Here is an 18655-nt window from a genome sequence, read left to right as displayed (position 1 = left end):
ACTTTGATGTCGCGTTTTCATACTTAACTTAACAATGCAGTCCACTGTGGGAGCTGGCTTGCCTGCGATGCAGACGGCGCGGTAATACAGGCAAGCCGAGGTGATGCAATCGCAGGCAAGCCAGCTCCCACAATGGACCGCGTCATCCCCAGAATGCACAAAGGCCACCCGAAGGTGGCCTTTGTGTGGTGAAGCGTCAGCTAAGCGCGAGGCTTACTTGATCGCCCAACCTGTCAGCTCGGACAAAGCCTTGCCGATGTCTGCCAGCGAACGCACGGTTTTCACGCCTGCGTCTTCCAGGGCAGCAAACTTTTCGTCTGCAGTGCCCTTGCCGCCAGAGATGATTGCGCCAGCATGGCCCATGCGCTTGCCCGCAGGGGCAGTCACACCAGCGATGTAGGAAACAACCGGCTTGGTCACGTGTGCCTTGATGTAGGCAGCCGCTTCTTCTTCAGCCGAACCGCCGATCTCACCGATCATGACGATCGCTTCGGTCTTCGGGTCTTCCTGGAACAGTTTCAGGATGTCGATGAAGTTCGAGCCTGGGATCGGGTCACCGCCGATGCCGACGCAAGTCGACTGACCGAAACCGGCGTCAGTGGTCTGCTTCACAGCTTCGTAGGTCAGGGTGCCGGAACGGGAAACGATACCGACTTTGCCTGGCAAGTGAATGTGACCAGGCATGATGCCGATCTTGCATTCGCCTGGGGTGATCACGCCTGGGCAGTTAGGGCCGATCAGGGTAACACCCAGCTCGTCGCACTTAACTTTAGCGTCCAGCATGTCCAGGGTAGGAATGCCTTCGGTGATGCACACAATCAGCTTGATGCCGCCGAATGCCGCTTCCAGGATGGAGTCCTTGCAGAAAGGAGCTGGAACGTAGATCACGCTGGCGGTAGCGCCAGTTTGAGCAACAGCGTCTTTCACGGTGTTGAACACTGGCAGGCCCAGGTGCTCGGTGCCGCCTTTGCCTGGAGTTACGCCGCCAACCATCTTGGTGCCGTATTCGATGGCTTGCTGGGTGTGGAAGCTACCTTGCGAACCGGTAATACCCTGGCAGATAACTTTGGTGTCTTTATTGATCAGGACGCTCATTATTTGCCCTCCGCAGCTTTGACAACTTGTTGAGCAGCGTCGGTCAGGCTGGTAGCAGCGATGATGTTCAAACCGCTTTCTGCCAGTACTTTAGCGCCCAGTTCAGCGTTGTTACCTTCAAGGCGTACAACAACCGGGATTTTCACGCCGACTTCTTTCACTGCACCGATGATGCCTTCGGCAATCATGTCGCAACGAACGATGCCGCCGAAGATGTTGACCAGTACTGCAGCGACGTTGGAGTCGGACAGGATGATCTTGAACGCTTCGGTAACGCGTTCTTTGGTAGCACCACCGCCCACGTCGAGGAAGTTGGCTGGTTTGCCGCCATGCAGGTTGACGATGTCCATGGTACCCATGGCCAGGCCAGCACCGTTGACCATGCAACCGATGTTACCTTCCAGGGCTACGTAGTTCAGTTCGAACTTGGCAGCGTGCGCTTCGCGCGGATCGTCTTGCGACGGATCGTGGAAAGTCTTCAGCTTAGGCTGACGGTACATGGCGTTGGCGTCGATGTTGATCTTGGCGTCGAGGCAATGCAGATCGCCGTCAGCCTTGATCACCAGCGGGTTCACTTCCAGCAGGGCCAGATCGTGATCCTGGAACAGTTTGGCCAGACCCACGAAGATCTTGGCGAACTGGGCAACTTGCTTGCCTTCCAGACCCAGTTGGAAAGCCAGCTCGCGACCCTGGAATGGCTGAGCGCCAACCAGTGGATCGATAGTGGCCTTGAGAATTTTTTCTGGGGTTTCGTGAGCGATCTTCTCGATGTCCACGCCACCTTCGGTGGAAGCCATGAACACGATGCGACGGCTAGAACGGTCAACGACAGCGCCCAGGTACAGCTCTTTAGCGATATCAGTGCACGATTCAACCAGGATCTTGGTGACTGGCTGGCCATTGGCGTCAGTCTGGTAAGTCACCAGACGCTTGCCCAGCCACTGCTGTGCGAAGGCCTTGGCGTCTTCTTTGCTGCGAACCAGCTTAACGCCGCCCGCTTTACCGCGACCACCAGCGTGGACCTGGGCTTTGACAACCCACTCGGTGCCGCCGATTTTGTCGCAAGCTTCTGCTGCTGCTTCCGGGGTGTCTACTGCGTAGCCCTTGGAAACTGGCAGGCCGTATTCAGCGAACAGCTGCTTACCCTGATACTCGTGAAGATTCATGCTTTTTACCGTCTTCGTTAGGTACTGCGCATTCGGCGCTGCGCTCATTATGAGTGCCGCGCCACCTGTGACTGCTGCTCGCACAACTTGCCGAACTTAAGCCCGGTCAAGCTGCACAAGACTGCGTCCAGCGGATATTCCGCGGTGAGTCTTGCGCGCAAGGCTCACGACGGGCAACTCCGCCGTGGTTTCTTATTATCTCGCTTAGCGCTTCTTGCGGTTGGCGATGTGGATGGCGCCGCCATTCACAGCCAACGCTGCTTCGTGCAACGCTTCGGACAGGGTCGGATGGGAGAAGACCATCATGCCCAGGTCTTCGGCACTGGTGCCGAATTCCATACCGATAGCGCCCTGCTGAACCAGTTCTGCAGCGCTTGGGCCAATCACGTGGACGCCCAATACGCGGTCAGTCTTGGCATCAGCGATGACTTTGACAAAACCGCCAGTGTCGTTTGCTGCCATGGCACGGCCAGAAGCGGCAAACGGGAAGGTGCCGACGTTAACTTCAACGCCTTCAGCTTTCAACTGCTGTTCGTTCTTACCAACCCATGCAATTTCCGGGTGGGTGTAGATAACCGAAGGGATCAGGTCGTAGTTCATCTGGGTCTTGTGACCCTTGATGCGCTCAACCACCATGATGCCTTCTTCGGATGCCTTGTGTGCCAGCATCATGCCGCGAACCACGTCACCAATGGCATAGACGCCAGGAACGGTGGTAGCGCAGTGATCGTCGACATGCACAAAGCCACGCTCGTCGATGGTCACGCCGCTGTCGGAAGCCAGCAGATCAGTGGTCACTGGACGGCGACCAACGGCAACGATCAGCTTGTCGAAAGTGATGGTCTGTTCGCCATCCTTGTCGGTGTAGGTCACGACAACTTCTTCGCCGTTGACTTTCGAACCGGTCACGCGAGCGCCCAGCTTGATGTCCAGACCTTGTTTGGTCAGGGTTTTCAGCGCTTCTTTGGACACTGCGGTGTCGGCAGCCAGCAGGAACGTGTCCAGGGCTTCCAGCACAGTCACTTCGGAACCCAGGCGGGACCAGACCGAACCCAGTTCCAGGCCGATAACGCCAGCGCCGATCACACCCAGGCGTTTTGGTACCGATTGGAATTCCAGGGCGCCGGTCGAATCAACGATCACGTTCTGGTCAACTGGAGCCGGTGGAATGTCGATCGGACGCGAACCTGGAGCCAGGATCACGTTTTCGGCTTCGATGATTTCGGTCGAACCGTCTGGCTTGGTGATTTCAACTTTCTTGCCGGCCAGCAGTTTGCCGTGACCTTGCAGGGAAGTGACGCCATTGGCCTTGAACAGGGTAGCAACGCCAGAGGTCAGGCCTTTGACGATGTTGGCCTTGCGGCCGACCATTGCTGGCACGTCCATGGTCACGCCAGCGTGGTTGATGCCGTGGATGGCAAAACCGTCCTGGGCTTCGTGGAATTTCCAGGAGCTGTCCAGCAGCGCCTTGGAAGGAATGCAACCCACGTTCAGGCAAGTACCGCCCAACGCCAGTTTGCCTTCCTTGTCAGTGTATTTTTCGATGCAAGCAGTCGAGAGGCCCAGTTGAGCGGCCTTGATGGCGGCAACGTAGCCGCCAGGGCCCGCACCAATCACTACAACGTCAAATTTCTGCGACATGAAAAAAAATCCTCTTTAGCAAAAAAGCTTCAAGCCCGAGCCACAAGCTAGGCTGCAATTGCTTGCAGCTTGAAACTTGCGGCTCACGGCCGCTTTATCAGATATCCAGCAGCAGACGAGCTGGATCTTCCAGCAGGTTCTTGATGGTCACCAGGAAAGTCACGGCTTCTTTACCATCGATCAGGCGGTGATCGTAGGACAGTGCCAGGTACATCATCGGACGAATCACGACTTGGCCATTGATGGCCATCGGACGCTGGATGATGTTGTGCATGCCCAGGATCGCGGCTTGCGGCGGGTTGACGATCGGGGTCGACATCATCGAACCGAAAGTACCACCGTTGGTGATCGTGAAGGTACCACCGGTCATCTCGTCGATGGTCAGCTTGCCGTCACGGGCTTTCTTGCCGAAGCCAGCGATGCCGCCTTCGATTTCAGCCAGGCTCATCAGCTCGGCGTTACGCAGGACCGGTACCACCAGGCCACGGTCGCTGGAGACGGCAACGCCGACGTCCGCATAGCCGTGGTAAACGATGTCGCTGCCGTCGATGGAAGCGTTGACTGCCGGGAAGCGCTTGAGTGCTTCGGTGGCCGCTTTCACGAAGAACGACATGAAGCCCAGGCGCACGCCATTGTGGGACTTCTCGAACAGGTCCTTGTACTTCGAACGCAGGGCCATGACTTCAGTCATGTCGACTTCGTTGAAAGTGGTCAGCATCGCCATGTTCGACTGTGCTTCAACCAGGCGCTTGGCCACGGTGGCACGAACGCGGGTCATCGGTACGCGCTTCTCGGTGCGGTCGCCAGCGGCGAACACAGGAGCAGCGGCAGCCGGGGCAGCAGCCTTGGCAGGTGCGGCAGCTGGAGCGTTTTTCTTGGCTTCAACCGCGGCAACCACGTCTTCCTTGGTCACACGGCCGTCTTTGCCGGTGCCTTTGATGGAAGCCAGGTTGATGCCGTTTTCTTCAGCCAGCTGACGCGCAGCCGGTGCAGCGATTGGATCTTCACCACCAGCGGCCGGAGCGGCAGCAGCAGGTGCGGCAGCCGGAGCAGCAGCGGCGGCTGGAGCAGCGGCAGCAGCGCTGCCCGCTTCGATCGAGCCCAGGACCTGGTTGGACAGGACGGTTGCGCCCTCTTCGGCAACGATGGCACCCAGTACGCCGTCGGCTTCGGCCAACACTTCCAGGACGACCTTGTCAGTCTCGATGTCGACGATCAGGTCGTCACGCTTGACGGCCTCGCCTGGTTTCTTGTGCCAGGTGGCAACGGTGCCATCGGCAACCGATTCCGGGAATGACGGGGCTTTGATTTCGATAGCCATTATCTGTGGGTCCTTAAAATTCGGTTTCAGTCAGCGCGAAGGCGTTAAACAGTGAAAGCATCTTGCAGCAGTTTTTCCTGCTGCTCGGCGTGCATCGATGCATAACCACAAGCAGGTGCAGCAGAAGCATCACGACCGGCGTACTCCAGGCCCAGGGCCTTGTTGTGGTTGCCGATGCTGCGACGCAGGTGATGCTGGCTGCTGTACCACGCGCCCTGGTTCATCGGTTCTTCCTGACACCACACCACATTGGTGAGGTTGGTGTAAGGCGCGATGGCCTCCATCAGGTCGTCTTCCGGGAACGGGTAAAGCTGCTCGATACGCACGATGGCGATGTCTTCGCGGCCTTCGGCACGACGTTTTTCCAGCAAGTCGTAGTAAACCTTGCCGCTGCACAGGATCAGGCGAGTGACCTTGGCCGCGTCCAGGGTGTCGATTTCCGGAATAACGGTCTGGAACGAACCATCGGCCAGATCTTCCAGGGTCGAGATGGCCAATTTGTGACGCAACAGCGATTTCGGAGTCAGCACTACCAACGGCTTGCGCAGCGGGCGGATCACCTGACGACGCAGCAAGTGGTAGATCTGGGCCGGGGTAGTCGGCACGCACACCTGGATATTGTGCTCGGCGCACAATTGCAGGTAACGCTCCAGACGGGCCGAGGAGTGCTCCGGACCCTGACCTTCATAACCGTGTGGCAGCAACATGGTCAGACCGCACAGACGGCCCCACTTGTGCTCGCCGCTGGTGATGAACTGGTCGATAACCACCTGGGCACCGTTGGCGAAGTCGCCGAACTGGGCTTCCCAGATCACCAGCGCGTTTGGCGTGGTGGTCGAGTAACCGTATTCGAACGCCAGCACGGCTTCTTCGGACAGGAACGAATCGTACAGGTCGAAACGTGGCTGGCCTTCATACAGGTGCTGCAACGGGATGTAGGTGCCCGCGTCTTTCTGGTTGTGCAATACCGCGTGACGGTGCGAGAACGTACCACGGCCGATGTCCTGGCCGGTCATGCGGATCGGGTGACCTTCGAACGCCAGGGTCGCGTACGCCATGGTTTCGGCATAACCCCAGTTGATCGGCAGGCCGCCGGCTTGCATCTTCTGACGGTCTTCGTAGATCTTCGCAACCTGGCGCTGTACTACGAAGCCTTCCGGGATTTCCAGCAGCTTGGCGGACAGTTCCTGCAGGGTCTTCAGATCGAACGAGGTGTCGTGACGCGCAGTCCAGGCGTGGCCCAGGTACGGGCGCCAGTCCACGAACAGCTCTTTGTTCGGCTCTTTGACCAGGCTTTTTACTACATGCAGACCGTTGTCCAGCGCGTTGCGGTATTCATCGATTTTCGCCTGAACACGCGCTTCATCCAGCACGCCGGCCTTGGTCAGGCTTTCGGCGTACAGCTCACGGGTGGTGCGCTGCTTGGTGATCTGCTGGTACATCAACGGTTGGGTGCCGCTAGGCTCATCCGCTTCGTTGTGACCGCGACGGCGGTAGCAAACCAGGTCGATGACCACGTCACGCTTGAACTGCATGCGGTAGTCAATGGCCAGTTGGGTCACGAACAATACGGCTTCCGGATCATCGCCATTCACATGGAGGATCGGCGCCTGGATCATCTTGGCAACGTCGGTCGCGTACTCGGTAGAGCGCGCGTCCAGCGGGTTGCTGATAGTGAAGCCAACCTGGTTGTTGATAACGATGTGAACCGTACCGCCGGTCTTGAAGCCGCGGGTCTGCGACATCTGGAACGTTTCCAGGACCACGCCTTGACCGGCGAATGCCGCGTCACCGTGGATGGAAATCGGCAGGACCTTCTCACCGGTGGAATCGTTGCGACGATCCTGGCGAGCACGTACCGAACCCTCGACCACTGGAGAAACGATTTCCAGGTGGGATGGGTTGAACGCCATGGCCAGGTGAACTTCACCGCCGGTGGTCATCACGTTGGACGAGAAGCCCTGGTGGTACTTGACGTCACCGGAACCCAGCTCGACCTTCTTCTTGCCTTCGAACTCGTCGAACAGCTCCCGTGGGTTCTTGCCGAAGGTGTTGACCAACACGTTCAGGCGACCACGGTGAGCCATGCCGATCACGATTTCCTTGGTACCGTAGGAACCGGAACGCTGGATCAGTTCGTCGAGCATCGGAATCAGGCTTTCGCCGCCTTCCAGGCCGAAACGCTTGGTGCCCGGGTATTTGGTGCCCAGGTATTTTTCCAGGCCTTCGGCAGCGGTTACGCGCTCAAGCAGGTGGCCACGCACATCGGCGGACAGCACCGGACGGCCACGCACGCCTTCCAGGCGATGCTGGAACCAGTGACGCTGCTCGGAATCGGTGATATGCGTAAATTCAGCGCCGATGGTGCGGCAATATGTCTGCTGCAACGCTTCGTGAATTTCGCGTAGGCTCGCTTCCTCTTTGCCGATGAACAGGTCGCCGGCACGGAAAATCGTATCAAGATCGGCATTGGTCAAGCCGTAGTGATTGATCGACAGGTCTGCAGGTGCAGGACGCTGCCACAGCCCCAGCGGGTCAAGCTGGGCTGCCTGGTGGCCACGCATACGGTAGGCCTGGATCAGTCGCAGTACTTCAACTTGCTTCTTCTCGTGCTCACTGCTCACGCTCCCGGCGGAAACCGGTTGGGCGCGGCGCTGGTTCTTTGCCAGCAGCACAAATTGATCGCGAATTGTTGCATGCGATACATCGGTGGCAGCGTTGCCGTCTGAAGACAACGTCTGAAATTTGGTGCGCCATTCTTCTGGCACAGCGTTAGGGTCGTGCAGGTAGAGCTCATAAAGCTCTTCCACATAGGCAGCGTTACCACCTGAAAGATAGCCGCTGTTCCACATGCGCTGCATCACGCTTTCTTGCATGCTTGGTCACCCTCGATTTGGGGACACCACCGGCGAAAACACCGAGTTTGCTTGCAAAAGGCCAAGTGCAGCGACCAAAACAAGCCACTTAGGATCACGCTGATAGTTCGGGTACCAACCCGAATGCCCCTGCTTGTCTCATTTCTTCAAAATAAGAGCTGCGGCTTTGTAAGTCGCTGCTCAAGTTAAAACTACGGCGCCGGTTGAAGCCTGCGCCGTAGCATTTACGGGCACAACGGTCCTGCTTTTGCTACAACGTCTTACACGCCGCTTTGCAGCAGCATATTACGGATGTGACCAATGGCCTTAGTCGGGTTCAGGCCTTTGGGACATACGTTGACGCAGTTCATGATCCCGCGGCAGCGGAATACGCTGAACGGGTCATCCAGTGAAGCCAGACGCTCGGACGTCTTGGTGTCACGGCTGTCTGCCAGGAAGCGATAGGCTTGCAGCAGTGCAGCTGGACCCAGGAACTTGTCCGGGTTCCACCAGAAGGACGGGCAAGAGGTCGAGCAGCAAGCGCACAGGATGCACTCGTACAGACCGTCGAGCTTCTCGCGCTCTTCCGGGGACTGCAGACGCTCGATGGCCGGAGCCGGCGTGTCGTTCTGCAGGAATGGCTTAACCTTCTCGTATTGCTTGTAGAAGATGCTCATATCGACGACCAGGTCACGGATAACCGGCAAACCTGGCAATGGACGGACAACGAGCTTGCCTTTCTTGACCACGGCAGACAGCGGCGTAACACACGCCAGGCCGTTTTTGCCGTTGATGTTCATGCCGTCGGAACCGCAGACGCCTTCACGGCAAGAGCGACGATAGGAGAAACCTTCGTCCTGCTCTTTGATCAGGGCCAGCACATCCAGCACCATCAGGTCTTTACCACCGGTATCGACCTCAAATTCCTGCATGAACGGCGCAGCGTCCTGATCAGGGTTGTAGCGATAAACACTGACTTTCAACATGGCAGCCACCCTTAGTAAGTCCGAATCTTCGGTTCAAACGTCGGAACCGTCTTCGGCGAGAAGTTCACGGCACGCTTGGTTACGCGCTTGTCACCCGGGAAGTACAGGGTGTGGCACAACCAGTTTTCGTCATCGCGATCTTCAAAGTCTTCACGAGCGTGGGCACCACGGGATTCTTTACGAACCTCGGCGGCGATCGCAGTCGCTTCAGCCACTTCCAGCAGGTTTTGCAGCTCAAGGGCTTCGATACGAGCGGTGTTGAACGCCTGGCTCTTATCGTTGATCTTGACGTTGGCAATCCGCTTGCGCAGGTCAGCCAGCTGGGTAATACCCTTCTGCATGTATTCGCCAGTACGGAATACACCGAAGTAGTTCTGCATGCAGCTTTGCAGCTCGCGACGCAGGGTTGCCACGTCTTCGCCATCAGTGCGCTCGTTCAGAGCGTTCAGACGCGCCAGGGCAGCTTCGATGTTGGCGTCGGTGGCGTCATCGTATTCGATGCCGTCGGTCAGGGCCTTTTCCAGGTGCAGGCCGGCAGCGCGGCCGAATACCACCAGGTCGAGCAGCGAGTTGCCGCCCAGACGGTTGGCACCGTGTACCGATACGCAAGCCACTTCGCCCACAGCGAACAGACCATGAATGATCTCGTCCACGCCTTCGGCGTTCTGGGTGATCGCCTGGCCATGAATGTTGGTCGGCACGCCGCCCATCATGTAGTGGCAAGTTGGAACAACCGGAACCGGAGCAACAACCGGGTCAACGTGCGCAAAAGTCTTGGACAGTTCGCAGATACCTGGCAGGCGGCTGTGCAGCACTTCTTCGCCCAGGTGATCGAGCTTCAACATCACGTGGTCGCCGTTCGGACCGCAACCGTTGCCGGCGATGATTTCTTTAACCATCGAACGGGCAACCACGTCACGACCGGCAAGGTCCTTGGCGTTCGGAGCATAACGCTCCATGAAACGCTCGCCGTGCTTGTTGATCAGGTAACCGCCTTCACCACGGCACCCTTCTGTAACCAGTACACCGGCGCCGGCGATGCCGGTTGGGTGGAACTGCCACATTTCGATGTCTTGTACCGGAACGCCTGCACGCAGGGCCATGCCAACGCCGTCGCCGGTGTTGATCAGGGCATTGGTGGTCGATGCGTAGATACGACCTGCACCGCCAGTCGCCAGAACGGTAGCCTTGGCGCGGATGTAGGTGGTTTCACCGGTTTCGATGCAGATAGCGATCACGCCGACGAATGCGCCGTCCTGGTTTTTCACCAGGTCAACTGCGTAGTACTCGTTCAGGAACGTGGTGCCGGCTTTCAGGTTGCCCTGATAAAGGGTGTGCAACAGCGCGTGACCGGTACGGTCAGAAGCTGCGCAGGTACGGGCAGCCTGGCCGCCTTTACCGTAATCCTTGGACTGGCCACCGAATGGACGCTGGTAGATACGACCTTGCTCTGTACGGGAGAACGGCAGACCCATGTGGTCCAGCTCGAACACCGCGGCCGGGCCTTCCTGACACATGTACTCGATAGCGTCCTGGTCACCGATATAGTCGGAACCCTTGACGGTATCGTACATGTGCCAGCGCCAGTCATCGTTCGGATCGGCAGACGCGATGGCGCAGGTGATGCCACCCTGGGCCGATACGGTATGGGAACGGGTCGGGAACACCTTGGTGATCACGGCCGTCTTGTGACCGCCCTGGGCCAGCTGCAGTGCAGCACGCATGCCGGCGCCGCCGCCACCAATAATGATGGCGTCAAAAGAAATCGTTGGAATGTTAGCCATGAATCAGATACCCCAGAGAATCTGCACACCCCAGACGAAGTAAGCGAACATCGCGACGCCGCATACTGCCTGGAAAAGGAAACGTACTGCAGTCGCGGACTTGCCCAGCGCCATCGGCGTCAGGTAGTCGGTCGCGATGGTCCACATGCCGACCCAGGCGTGAGCGCCCAGGGCCACAAGGGCGAGCAGACTGAAGATACGCATCCCGTTATGGGAGAACAGACCGTGCCATTGGGCGTAGCCAATGCCAGGGTTTGCAACGAGGTACCCGATCAGGAAAATGAAATAAGCCGCGAGAACGACCGCAGACACACGCTGCGCCATCCAGTCATAGAGGCCCGAACGCGAAAGGTTCGTAACGCTGGTTACCATATCCAAACTCCTGCCAGAACGATCAGCACCACGGAAATGGCGACGATGATTTTCGAGCCCAGGCGGCCGCCTTCCAGCGTCTCACCGATGCCCATATCCATGATCAAGTGGCGCACACCGGCTACCAGGTGATACAGCAGAGCGGACAGGAGGCCCCATGCTACGAACTTGGCCAGCGGGCTGGTCAAGCATGCCTTCACCTCGGCGTATCCTTCCTCGGAACCCAGGGATTTGCTCAATGCATAAAGCATGATGCCCAAGCCCAGGAACAGGATGATGCCGGAAACACGGTGCAGGAACGACGTAACGCCGGTGATGGGGAGTTTGATGGTCCTTAGGTCTAGGTTTACAGGTCGTTGGCTATTCACGGCTTTTTTTCACACTGAAGAGCCCCTAACAATCAGGGCAAAGTTGTTGGGGAGTGCACTGGTCAGGTAAGCACCACCCAGGGAGTGCGACCCCCAATGAAAGCAAGCCCAAAAGCCCTTGGCGGTCGGTGGCCGAGTATAGACAGTTAGGCTACTAATGACAACGCGCGCTCCTCACCCTAATAGCTGATTGCGCTGACGGGATAAAAGGCGTAAACGGCAGGCAATTTCGAGGAAAAAGTACGGTTAAAGCCTTCTGGGGCAAGACTTTAGGCAAATTGACATCTGGATTTATATCAATATAGTGGTGCGGGCCCTGCGTGGGGGGTCTGTCTGATGATTTGAAGCATAAATAGGAGGCCACATGGCTGACAAAAAAGCGCAGTTGATCATCGAGGGCGCAGCCCCCGTCGAGCTGCCCATTTTAACCGGCACCGTTGGTCCCGATGTTATCGACGTACGGGGCCTGACGGCCACGGGCCGTTTCACTTTCGACCCAGGCTTCATGTCGACCGCTTCTTGCGAGTCGAAGATTACCTATATCGACGGCGACAATGGCATTCTGCTACATCGTGGCTACCCGATCGAACAACTGGCCGAGAAATCGGACTACCTGGAAACCTGCTACCTGCTGCTAAATGGCGAATTGCCAACAGCCGAGCAAAAAGCCCAGTTTGTCAGCACCGTGAAGAACCACACCATGGTTCACGAGCAGTTGAAGACCTTCTTCAACGGCTTCCGTCGCGACGCCCACCCGATGGCCGTCATGTGCGGCGTAGTCGGCGCCCTGTCGGCCTTCTATCACGACTCCCTGGACATCAATAACCCGCAGCATCGCGAAATCTCCGCGATCCGCCTGGTTGCCAAGATGCCGACCCTGGCCGCAATGGTTTACAAGTACTCCATGGGCCAACCCATGATGTACCCGCGCAACGACCTGACGTACGCGGAAAACTTCCTGCACATGATGTTCAACACCCCGTGCGAGATCAAACCGATCAGCCCGGTGCTGGCCAAGGCAATGGACCGGATCTTCATCCTCCATGCCGACCACGAACAGAACGCCTCGACTTCCACCGTGCGCCTGGCGGGCTCCTCGGGTGCCAATCCGTTCGCCTGTATCGCCGCGGGTATCGCCGCACTGTGGGGCCCTGCCCACGGCGGTGCGAACGAAGCCGTGTTGACCATGCTCGATGAAATCGGCGATGTGTCCAACATCGACAAGTTCATTGCCAAGGCCAAGGACAAGAACGATCCGTTCAAGTTGATGGGCTTCGGTCACCGGGTCTACAAGAACCGCGACCCGCGCGCCACCGTAATGAAGCAGACCTGCGACGAAGTATTGAAGGAACTGGGGATCAACAACGATCCGCAACTCGAACTGGCCATGCGCCTGGAAGAGATCGCCCTGACCGACCCGTACTTCATCGAACGCTCGCTGTACCCGAACGTCGACTTCTACTCGGGGATCATCCTCAAGGCGATCGGCATTCCAACCAGCATGTTCACCGTGATCTTCGCCCTGGCGCGGACCGTGGGCTGGATCTCCCACTGGAAAGAAATGCTCTCCAGCCCGTACAAGATTGGCCGCCCGCGCCAGCTGTACACCGGCTACGAGTCGCGTGACATTACCAAGCTGGAAGACCGCAAGTAAGCATTCAACTGCTTAGCTGCATTGAGAACGGCCTCCCTTAGCGGAGGCCGTTTTTGTTTGTGCCGGACTAAAGATGTGCATTGCATGCTCCCCAGTCATCGCAGGCAAGCCAGCTCCCACAGTTGACCGCATCGCCTCGGCGTACATCGGCCAATGTGGGAGCCGGGCTTGCCCGCGATGAGGCCAGCCAAAACACTACAAACCACCCGCCCATAAAAAAAGCCCCGGCCTTTCGACCGGGGCATTTCTTATTGAGCTACAAGCTTAGTGGTTAACCGCCCCGCTTGCCCCCAGGCCAGTCTGCGAACGCACAAACTGCGGGAAGTACAGCGCTCGTTCTTTCACCGCCGCCGCCGACTTGTCGGTGATGGAGAAGAACCAGATACCCACGAACGCGATGATCATCGAGAACAGCGCCGGGTATTCGTACGGGAAGATCGCCTTTTCATGATGCAGGATCGAGACCCAGATGGTCGGACCCAGGATCATCAGGCCCACCGCGCTGACCAGGCCCAGCCAACCGCCAATCATCGCGCCACGGGTGGTGAGGTTTTTCCAGTACATGGAAAGCAGCAGCACCGGGAAGTTGCAGCTGGCCGCGATGGAGAACGCCAGGCCGACCATGAACGCAATGTTCTGGCTTTCGAACAGGATACCCAAGCCAATCGCCAGCACTGCCAGGGCGATGGTGGTGATCTTCGACACGCGAATCTCATCCTTCTCGTTGGCCTTGCCTTTCTTGATCACGCTGGCATACAGGTCATGGGACACCGCCGAAGCACCGGCCAGGGTCAAGCCGGCAACCACCGCGAGGATGGTGGCAAACGCCACGGCCGAGATGAAGCCCAGGAAGATACTGCCGCCCACCGCGTTGGCCAGGTGCACCGCCGCCATGTTGTTGCCGCCCAACAGAGCGCCTGCTGCATCCTTGAACGCCGGGTTGGTGCTGACCAGCAGAATCGCGCCGAAGCCGATGATGAAGGTCAGGATATAGAAGTAGCCGATAAAGCCAGTGGCATACAGCACGCTCTTACGGGCTTCTTTAGCGTCACTCACGGTGAAGAAGCGCATCAGGATGTGTGGCAGGCCAGCGGTACCGAACATCAGGGCCAGGCCGAGGGAGAACGCCGAAATCGGGTCTTTCACCAGGCCGCCCGGGCTCATGATCGCCTCACCTTTAGGGTGAACCTTGATCGCCTCGGAGAACAGCATGTTGAAGTCGAAGTTGACGTGCTTCATCACCATCAGCGCCATGAACGAGGCACCGGACAGCAGCAGCACTGCCTTGATGATCTGTACCCAGGTGGTCGCCAGCATGCCGCCGAACAACACATAGAGGCACATCAGGATGCCCACCAGGATCACCGCTACATGGTAATCAAGGCCGAACAGCAGCTGGATCAGCTTGCCCGCGCCGACCATCTGCGCGATCAGGTAGAACGCCACCACCACCAGCGAACCACAGGCCGACAGGCTGCGGATCTGGGTCTGCCCGAGGCGATAGGACGCCACGTCAGCGAAGGTGTACTTGCCCAGGTTACGCAGGCGCTCGGCGATCAGGAACAGAATGATCGGCCAGCCCACCAGGAAGCCGATCGAGTAGATCAGGCCATCGTAGCCAGAGGTGAACACCAGCGCGGAAATCCCCAGGAAGGACGCGGCCGACATATAGTCGCCGGCAATCGCCAGGCCGTTCTGGAAACCGGTGATCTTGCCGCCGGCCGCATAGTAGTCGGCCGCCGAGTTGTTACGTTTGGATGCCCAGTAGGTAATGCACAATGTTGCGCCGACGAAGGCGACAAACATCAGGATCGCTGCGATGTTCAGCGGTTGCTTGTGCACTTCACCGGCCAATGCGTCCGCCGCCCAAACGGCAGGAGCAAAAAGCGAAGCGCCGAATACAGCCAATAGACGACGGATCATTGCGCAGCCTCCTTGAGAATCGCATTGTTCAGGTCGTCGAATTCGCCGTTGGCGCGTCGCACGTAGATGCCTGTGAGAACAAAGGCCGAGACAATCAGCCCGACCCCGATAGGGATTCCCCAGGTTATGGACGATTCAGGACTGATCTTGGCCCCCAGGACTTGGGGTCCGTAGGCGATCAACAGGATGAATCCGGAGTAAAGCCCAAGCATGATCGCCGAGAGAATCCAGGCGAACTTTTCCCTTTTTCTTACCAGCTCCTTGAAGCGCGGGCTGTTTTGAATCGAGAGGTAAATGCTGTCGTTCATTGTTTTTATCCTCGCAGCACAGCTTTTTTATTATTGGAACGTATCCACTGTATGCGGCTGCAGGACAGGTTCCAGACGACCTTAGTCTTAGAACCAGTGTAGCGAGGGTTTGGGGGGCGACAGAAACAATTGCAGGAGCGAGCTTGCTCGCGAAAAACGTCAACGATAACGCGCACACCCTGGATGATTGCGGCGTCTTTGCGTTCTTCGCGAGCAAGCCCGCTCCTACAGGTTTATCCGATTATTGGGCGGTCCACTCGGCCACACGCTCAGGGTGCTTGGCGACCCAATCCTTGGCCGCCACGTCAGGCTTGGTGCCTTCCTGGATGGCCAGCATCACTTCGCCGATTTCATCCTTGGAGGCCCACTGGAATTTCTTCAGGAACGCCGCGACTTCCGGGGCTTTCTTTTCCAGGCCCTTGCTGCCGATGCTATTGACCGTCTCGGCGGCGCCATAAATGCCTTTTGGATCGTCAAGGAAACGCAGTTTCCATTTGGCGAACATCCAGTGTGGCACCCAACCCGTTACCACGATGGAGTCCTGCTTGTCTTCGGCGCGGGTCAGTTCGGCGATCATGGCTGCGCCGGAACTGGCTTGCAGCTTATAGTCCAGCCCGTATTGCTTGATGGCTTCATCAGTCTTGAGCATTACCCCTGAACCGGCATCGATGCCGACAATCTTGTTCTTGAAGGTGGTGTCGGTCTTCAAGTCCTCAATGGACTTGGCCTTGACGTACTCCGGCACGATCAAGCCGATCTTCGCATCCTTGAAGTTGGGGCCGTAGTCGACCACCTTGTCCTTGTTCTTGGTCCAGTACTCACCATGGGTCACCGGCAGCCAGGCCGACAGCATGGCGTCGAGCTTGCCGGTGGCCAGCCCCTGCCACATGATCCCGGTGGCGACCGCCTGCAGTTTCACGTCATAACCCAGCTTTTGCTTGATCACTTCAGCGGCCACGTGGGTGGTGGCGACACTGTCCGACCAGCCGTCCACATAGCCGATGCTCAGGGTCTTGCTGTCGGCGCTGGCCAGTGTGGAGCTCATCGCAACTACCAACGTGGCAGCTGCGCCCAAAAGTCGTCGCATCTTCATAGTGCTTCCCCGAAAGTGCTGCGCCCGGCGGATGCCGAGCGACGTCAACCTGTTGTCAGGTGGTGCCGTTCGATCATCAACCTGCTGCCCCTGTGGACCTGCTCTGACTACGACCTCAGCGGAGCAAGAAACGACATCACAACGCCAGTAGGACAATTCGCAGGAAGTAACGTCAAAATTCCGCCCGAACTTTGCATGTCAAAATTATGCGGCGCCCCTGAAAACCGGCAAATGCAGGTAAGATGCGCGCCTTTGCTCCCACACGGCCTGACCATGACCGCGACTGCCCGCTTCCCCTTCCTGCCTTATGTATTTGCCTTGTTGCTCGGCCTGTTTGCCCTCGGCGGCTACTGGTACGGCCTTGGCCAGCCAGTGGTGCTGCCGGACGTGGCCAGCGCCAGTCACAAGCTGCAATGCGCGTCCTACACGCCATTCGACAAGGACCAATCGCCATTCGACCAGCCGTTCAAGCTGCGCCCCGAGCGCATGGACGCCGACCTGGCACTGTTGGCCACGCGCTTTGAGTGCATCCGCACCTATTCCATGACCGGCCTCGAAGCCCTGCCCGACCTCGCGCGCAAGCATGGCCTGAAGTTGATGAGCGGTGCCTGGATCAGCAGCAACCCGGTGGACAATGCCAAGGAAGTCGACAAGCTGATCGCCTCGGCCAATGCCAACCCCGACGTGGTCACATCGGTGATCGTCGGCAACGAAGCCCTGCTGCGCAAGGAAATCACCGCCACGCAGTTGGTGAAGCTGATCGAACAAGTCAAAAGCCAGATCCAGCAGCCAGTTACCTACGCCGACGTCTGGGAGTTCTGGCTGCAGCACCCGGAAATTGCCCCGGCCGTGGATTTCCTCACCATCCACCTGTTGCCGTACTGGGAAGATGACCCGGCAGGTATCGATCAGGCCCTGCGCCATGTCGGCGATATTCGCCAGACATTCGGCAACCGCTTCGCCCCCAAGGACGTGATGATTGGCGAAACCGGCTGGCCCAGCGAAGGCCGCCAGCGCGAAACCGCCGTCCCGAGCCGGGTCAACGAAGCCAAGTTCATTCGCGGTTTTGTCGCCATGGCCGAAGCCAATGGCTGGCACTACAACCTGATCGAAGCCTTTGACCAGCCGTGGAAGCGCGCCAGCGAAGGTGCGGTTGGCGGTTACTGGGGGCTGTTTGATGCCGATCGCCAAGACAAGGGCATTCTGGCCGGCCCGGTCACCAACGTGCCGTACTGGCCGGTGTGGCTGGGCGTTGGCGGGCTGATCCTGCTCGGCACCCTGGTGCTCGGTGGGCGTGTTCGCAGCACACGCGCCGCGTTGTTGCTGCCGTTGCTGGGCGCAGTGGCGGCCGGTTCCATTGGCAGCTGGGCCGAACTGACCCGGGTGACAGCGCGCTTCACTGATGAGTGGATCTGGGCCGGCCTGCTGCTGGCCCTGAACCTGTTGGTGCTGGCCCATGCAGCCCTGGCCTTGAGCGCTCGCCAGGGTTGGCGTGAACGGGCCTTCGCTTGGCTGGAGCAACGCGCTGGCTGGCTGATCGCATTTGCCGGGTTCGCCACGGCAGTGATGATGCTGGCGCTGGTGTTCGACCCCCGTTACCGCAGCTTCCCCAGCGCCGCCCTGCTGCTGCCGGCGCTGGTGTACCTGCTGCGCCCGGTTACCGGACCACGGCGGGAAATTGCCCTGCTGGCCTTCATCATCGGTGCCGGCATTGCGCCGCAGCTGTACCGCGAAGGCTTGATGAACCAGCAGGCGCTGGGTTGGGCATTGGTCAGTGGTTTGGTGGTGGTTGCCCTGTGGCGTTGCCTGCGGGTGCGCAAACCCTGAGATTGCTATCGCGCGCTCCCACATTTTGATCTGTGAATACATTCAAATGTGGGAGCTGGCTTGCCTGCGATTGGCATCGGTATCTACACAACTTTGCCGCAACACCTAAATCCAAGCATATTGCGCAGTTGTGGCGAGCGGGCTTGTCGGAACGCCGCATCGCCCGCGCTGGGCTGCGAAGCAGCCCTAAACCCGGCCATCGCGATTTATCTGAAGAAACGCGGCGGGCTTTTTGGGGCTGCTTCGCAGCCCAGCGCGGGCG

At 58.4% G+C, this 18655-nt stretch carries 14 protein-coding genes; 2 read left to right on the top strand and 12 right to left on the bottom strand.

The window, feature by feature from the left end; genetic code table 11:
• Window positions 1–213: 213 nt before the first annotated feature.
• From sucD to sdhC, 9 genes are all read right to left on the bottom strand, one after another.
• Window positions 214–1095 carry a succinate--CoA ligase subunit alpha gene (gene sucD / locus C5F71_RS21270; RefSeq protein WP_029292685.1) on the bottom strand — a complete coding sequence of 294 codons (882 nt, stop codon included), beginning with the start codon at window positions 1093–1095 and terminating at the stop codon, window positions 214–216.
• On the bottom strand, window positions 1095–2261 hold the full coding sequence (gene sucC / locus C5F71_RS21265) for an ADP-forming succinate--CoA ligase subunit beta (protein ID WP_003233235.1): 1167 nt from the start codon (window positions 2259–2261) through the stop codon (window positions 1095–1097). The genes sucD and sucC overlap by 1 nt, the downstream gene beginning before the upstream one ends.
• A 204-nt stretch (window positions 2262–2465) precedes the next feature.
• Entirely contained in the window at window positions 2466–3902 is a 1437-nt protein-coding gene (gene lpdA / locus C5F71_RS21260) for a dihydrolipoyl dehydrogenase (RefSeq protein WP_029292680.1), read from the bottom strand.
• Window positions 3903–3999: 97 nt separating this feature from the next.
• Complete coding sequence (gene odhB / locus C5F71_RS21255) at window positions 4000–5223, bottom strand: 2-oxoglutarate dehydrogenase complex dihydrolipoyllysine-residue succinyltransferase (protein ID WP_092234648.1); 1224 nt, start codon at window positions 5221–5223, stop codon at window positions 4000–4002.
• A gap of 44 nt (window positions 5224–5267) precedes the next feature.
• Window positions 5268–8099 carry a 2-oxoglutarate dehydrogenase E1 component gene (locus C5F71_RS21250; protein WP_070995405.1) on the bottom strand — a complete coding sequence of 944 codons (2832 nt, stop codon included), beginning with the start codon at window positions 8097–8099 and terminating at the stop codon, window positions 5268–5270.
• Window positions 8100–8359: 260 nt separating this feature from the next.
• Window positions 8360–9064, bottom strand: coding sequence for a succinate dehydrogenase iron-sulfur subunit (locus C5F71_RS21245; RefSeq protein ID WP_029292674.1), 705 nt, complete (start codon window positions 9062–9064; stop codon window positions 8360–8362).
• Between the two features lie 11 nt (window positions 9065–9075).
• Complete coding sequence (gene sdhA / locus C5F71_RS21240; protein ID WP_029292672.1) at window positions 9076–10848, bottom strand: succinate dehydrogenase flavoprotein subunit; 1773 nt, start codon at window positions 10846–10848, stop codon at window positions 9076–9078.
• Between the two features lie 3 nt (window positions 10849–10851).
• Window positions 10852–11220 carry a succinate dehydrogenase, hydrophobic membrane anchor protein gene (gene sdhD, locus C5F71_RS21235; RefSeq protein WP_029292670.1) on the bottom strand — a complete coding sequence of 123 codons (369 nt, stop codon included), beginning with the start codon at window positions 11218–11220 and terminating at the stop codon, window positions 10852–10854.
• On the bottom strand, window positions 11214–11588 hold the full coding sequence (gene sdhC / locus C5F71_RS21230) for a succinate dehydrogenase, cytochrome b556 subunit (protein ID WP_070995406.1): 375 nt from the start codon (window positions 11586–11588) through the stop codon (window positions 11214–11216). Before sdhC ends, sdhD begins: the two co-directional genes overlap by 7 nt.
• 364 nt (window positions 11589–11952) lie before the next feature.
• On the opposite strand from sdhC, the gene gltA reads away from it, so the two are divergent.
• Window positions 11953–13242, top strand: a complete 1290-nt coding sequence (gene gltA, locus C5F71_RS21225) for a citrate synthase (RefSeq protein ID WP_003222994.1) — start codon at window positions 11953–11955, stop codon at window positions 13240–13242.
• A 264-nt stretch (window positions 13243–13506) separates the two neighbouring features.
• Here gltA and C5F71_RS21220 read toward each other — a convergent pair whose 3' ends face one another.
• The 3 genes from C5F71_RS21220 to C5F71_RS21210 form a co-directional block, all read right to left on the bottom strand.
• Window positions 13507–15165 (bottom strand): cation acetate symporter, encoded by a 1659-nt coding sequence (locus C5F71_RS21220; RefSeq protein ID WP_029292658.1) that lies wholly within the window; start codon window positions 15163–15165, stop codon window positions 13507–13509.
• Window positions 15162–15473 (bottom strand): DUF485 domain-containing protein, encoded by a 312-nt coding sequence (locus C5F71_RS21215; protein ID WP_029292656.1) that lies wholly within the window; start codon window positions 15471–15473, stop codon window positions 15162–15164. The genes C5F71_RS21220 and C5F71_RS21215 overlap by 4 nt, the downstream gene beginning before the upstream one ends.
• 241 nt (window positions 15474–15714) lie before the next feature.
• The gene (locus tag C5F71_RS21210) at window positions 15715–16566 is read right to left on the bottom strand and encodes a glycine betaine ABC transporter substrate-binding protein (protein ID WP_029292653.1); all 852 of its coding nucleotides are present in this window, start codon (window positions 16564–16566) and stop codon (window positions 15715–15717) included.
• A 273-nt stretch (window positions 16567–16839) separates the two neighbouring features.
• On the opposite strand from C5F71_RS21210, the gene C5F71_RS21205 reads away from it, so the two are divergent.
• Window positions 16840–18393 (top strand): glycosyl hydrolase family 17 protein, encoded by a 1554-nt coding sequence (locus C5F71_RS21205; RefSeq protein WP_070995440.1) that lies wholly within the window; start codon window positions 16840–16842, stop codon window positions 18391–18393.
• Window positions 18394–18655 lie beyond the last annotated feature (262 nt).

Source organism: Pseudomonas sp. LG1D9, assembly GCF_002949995.1.
Taxonomy (GTDB): domain Bacteria; phylum Pseudomonadota; class Gammaproteobacteria; order Pseudomonadales; family Pseudomonadaceae; genus Aquipseudomonas; species Aquipseudomonas proteolytica.
The sequence above is the reverse complement of the archived record's forward strand: the minus strand, read 5'-3'. Positions and strand labels throughout refer to the sequence as shown.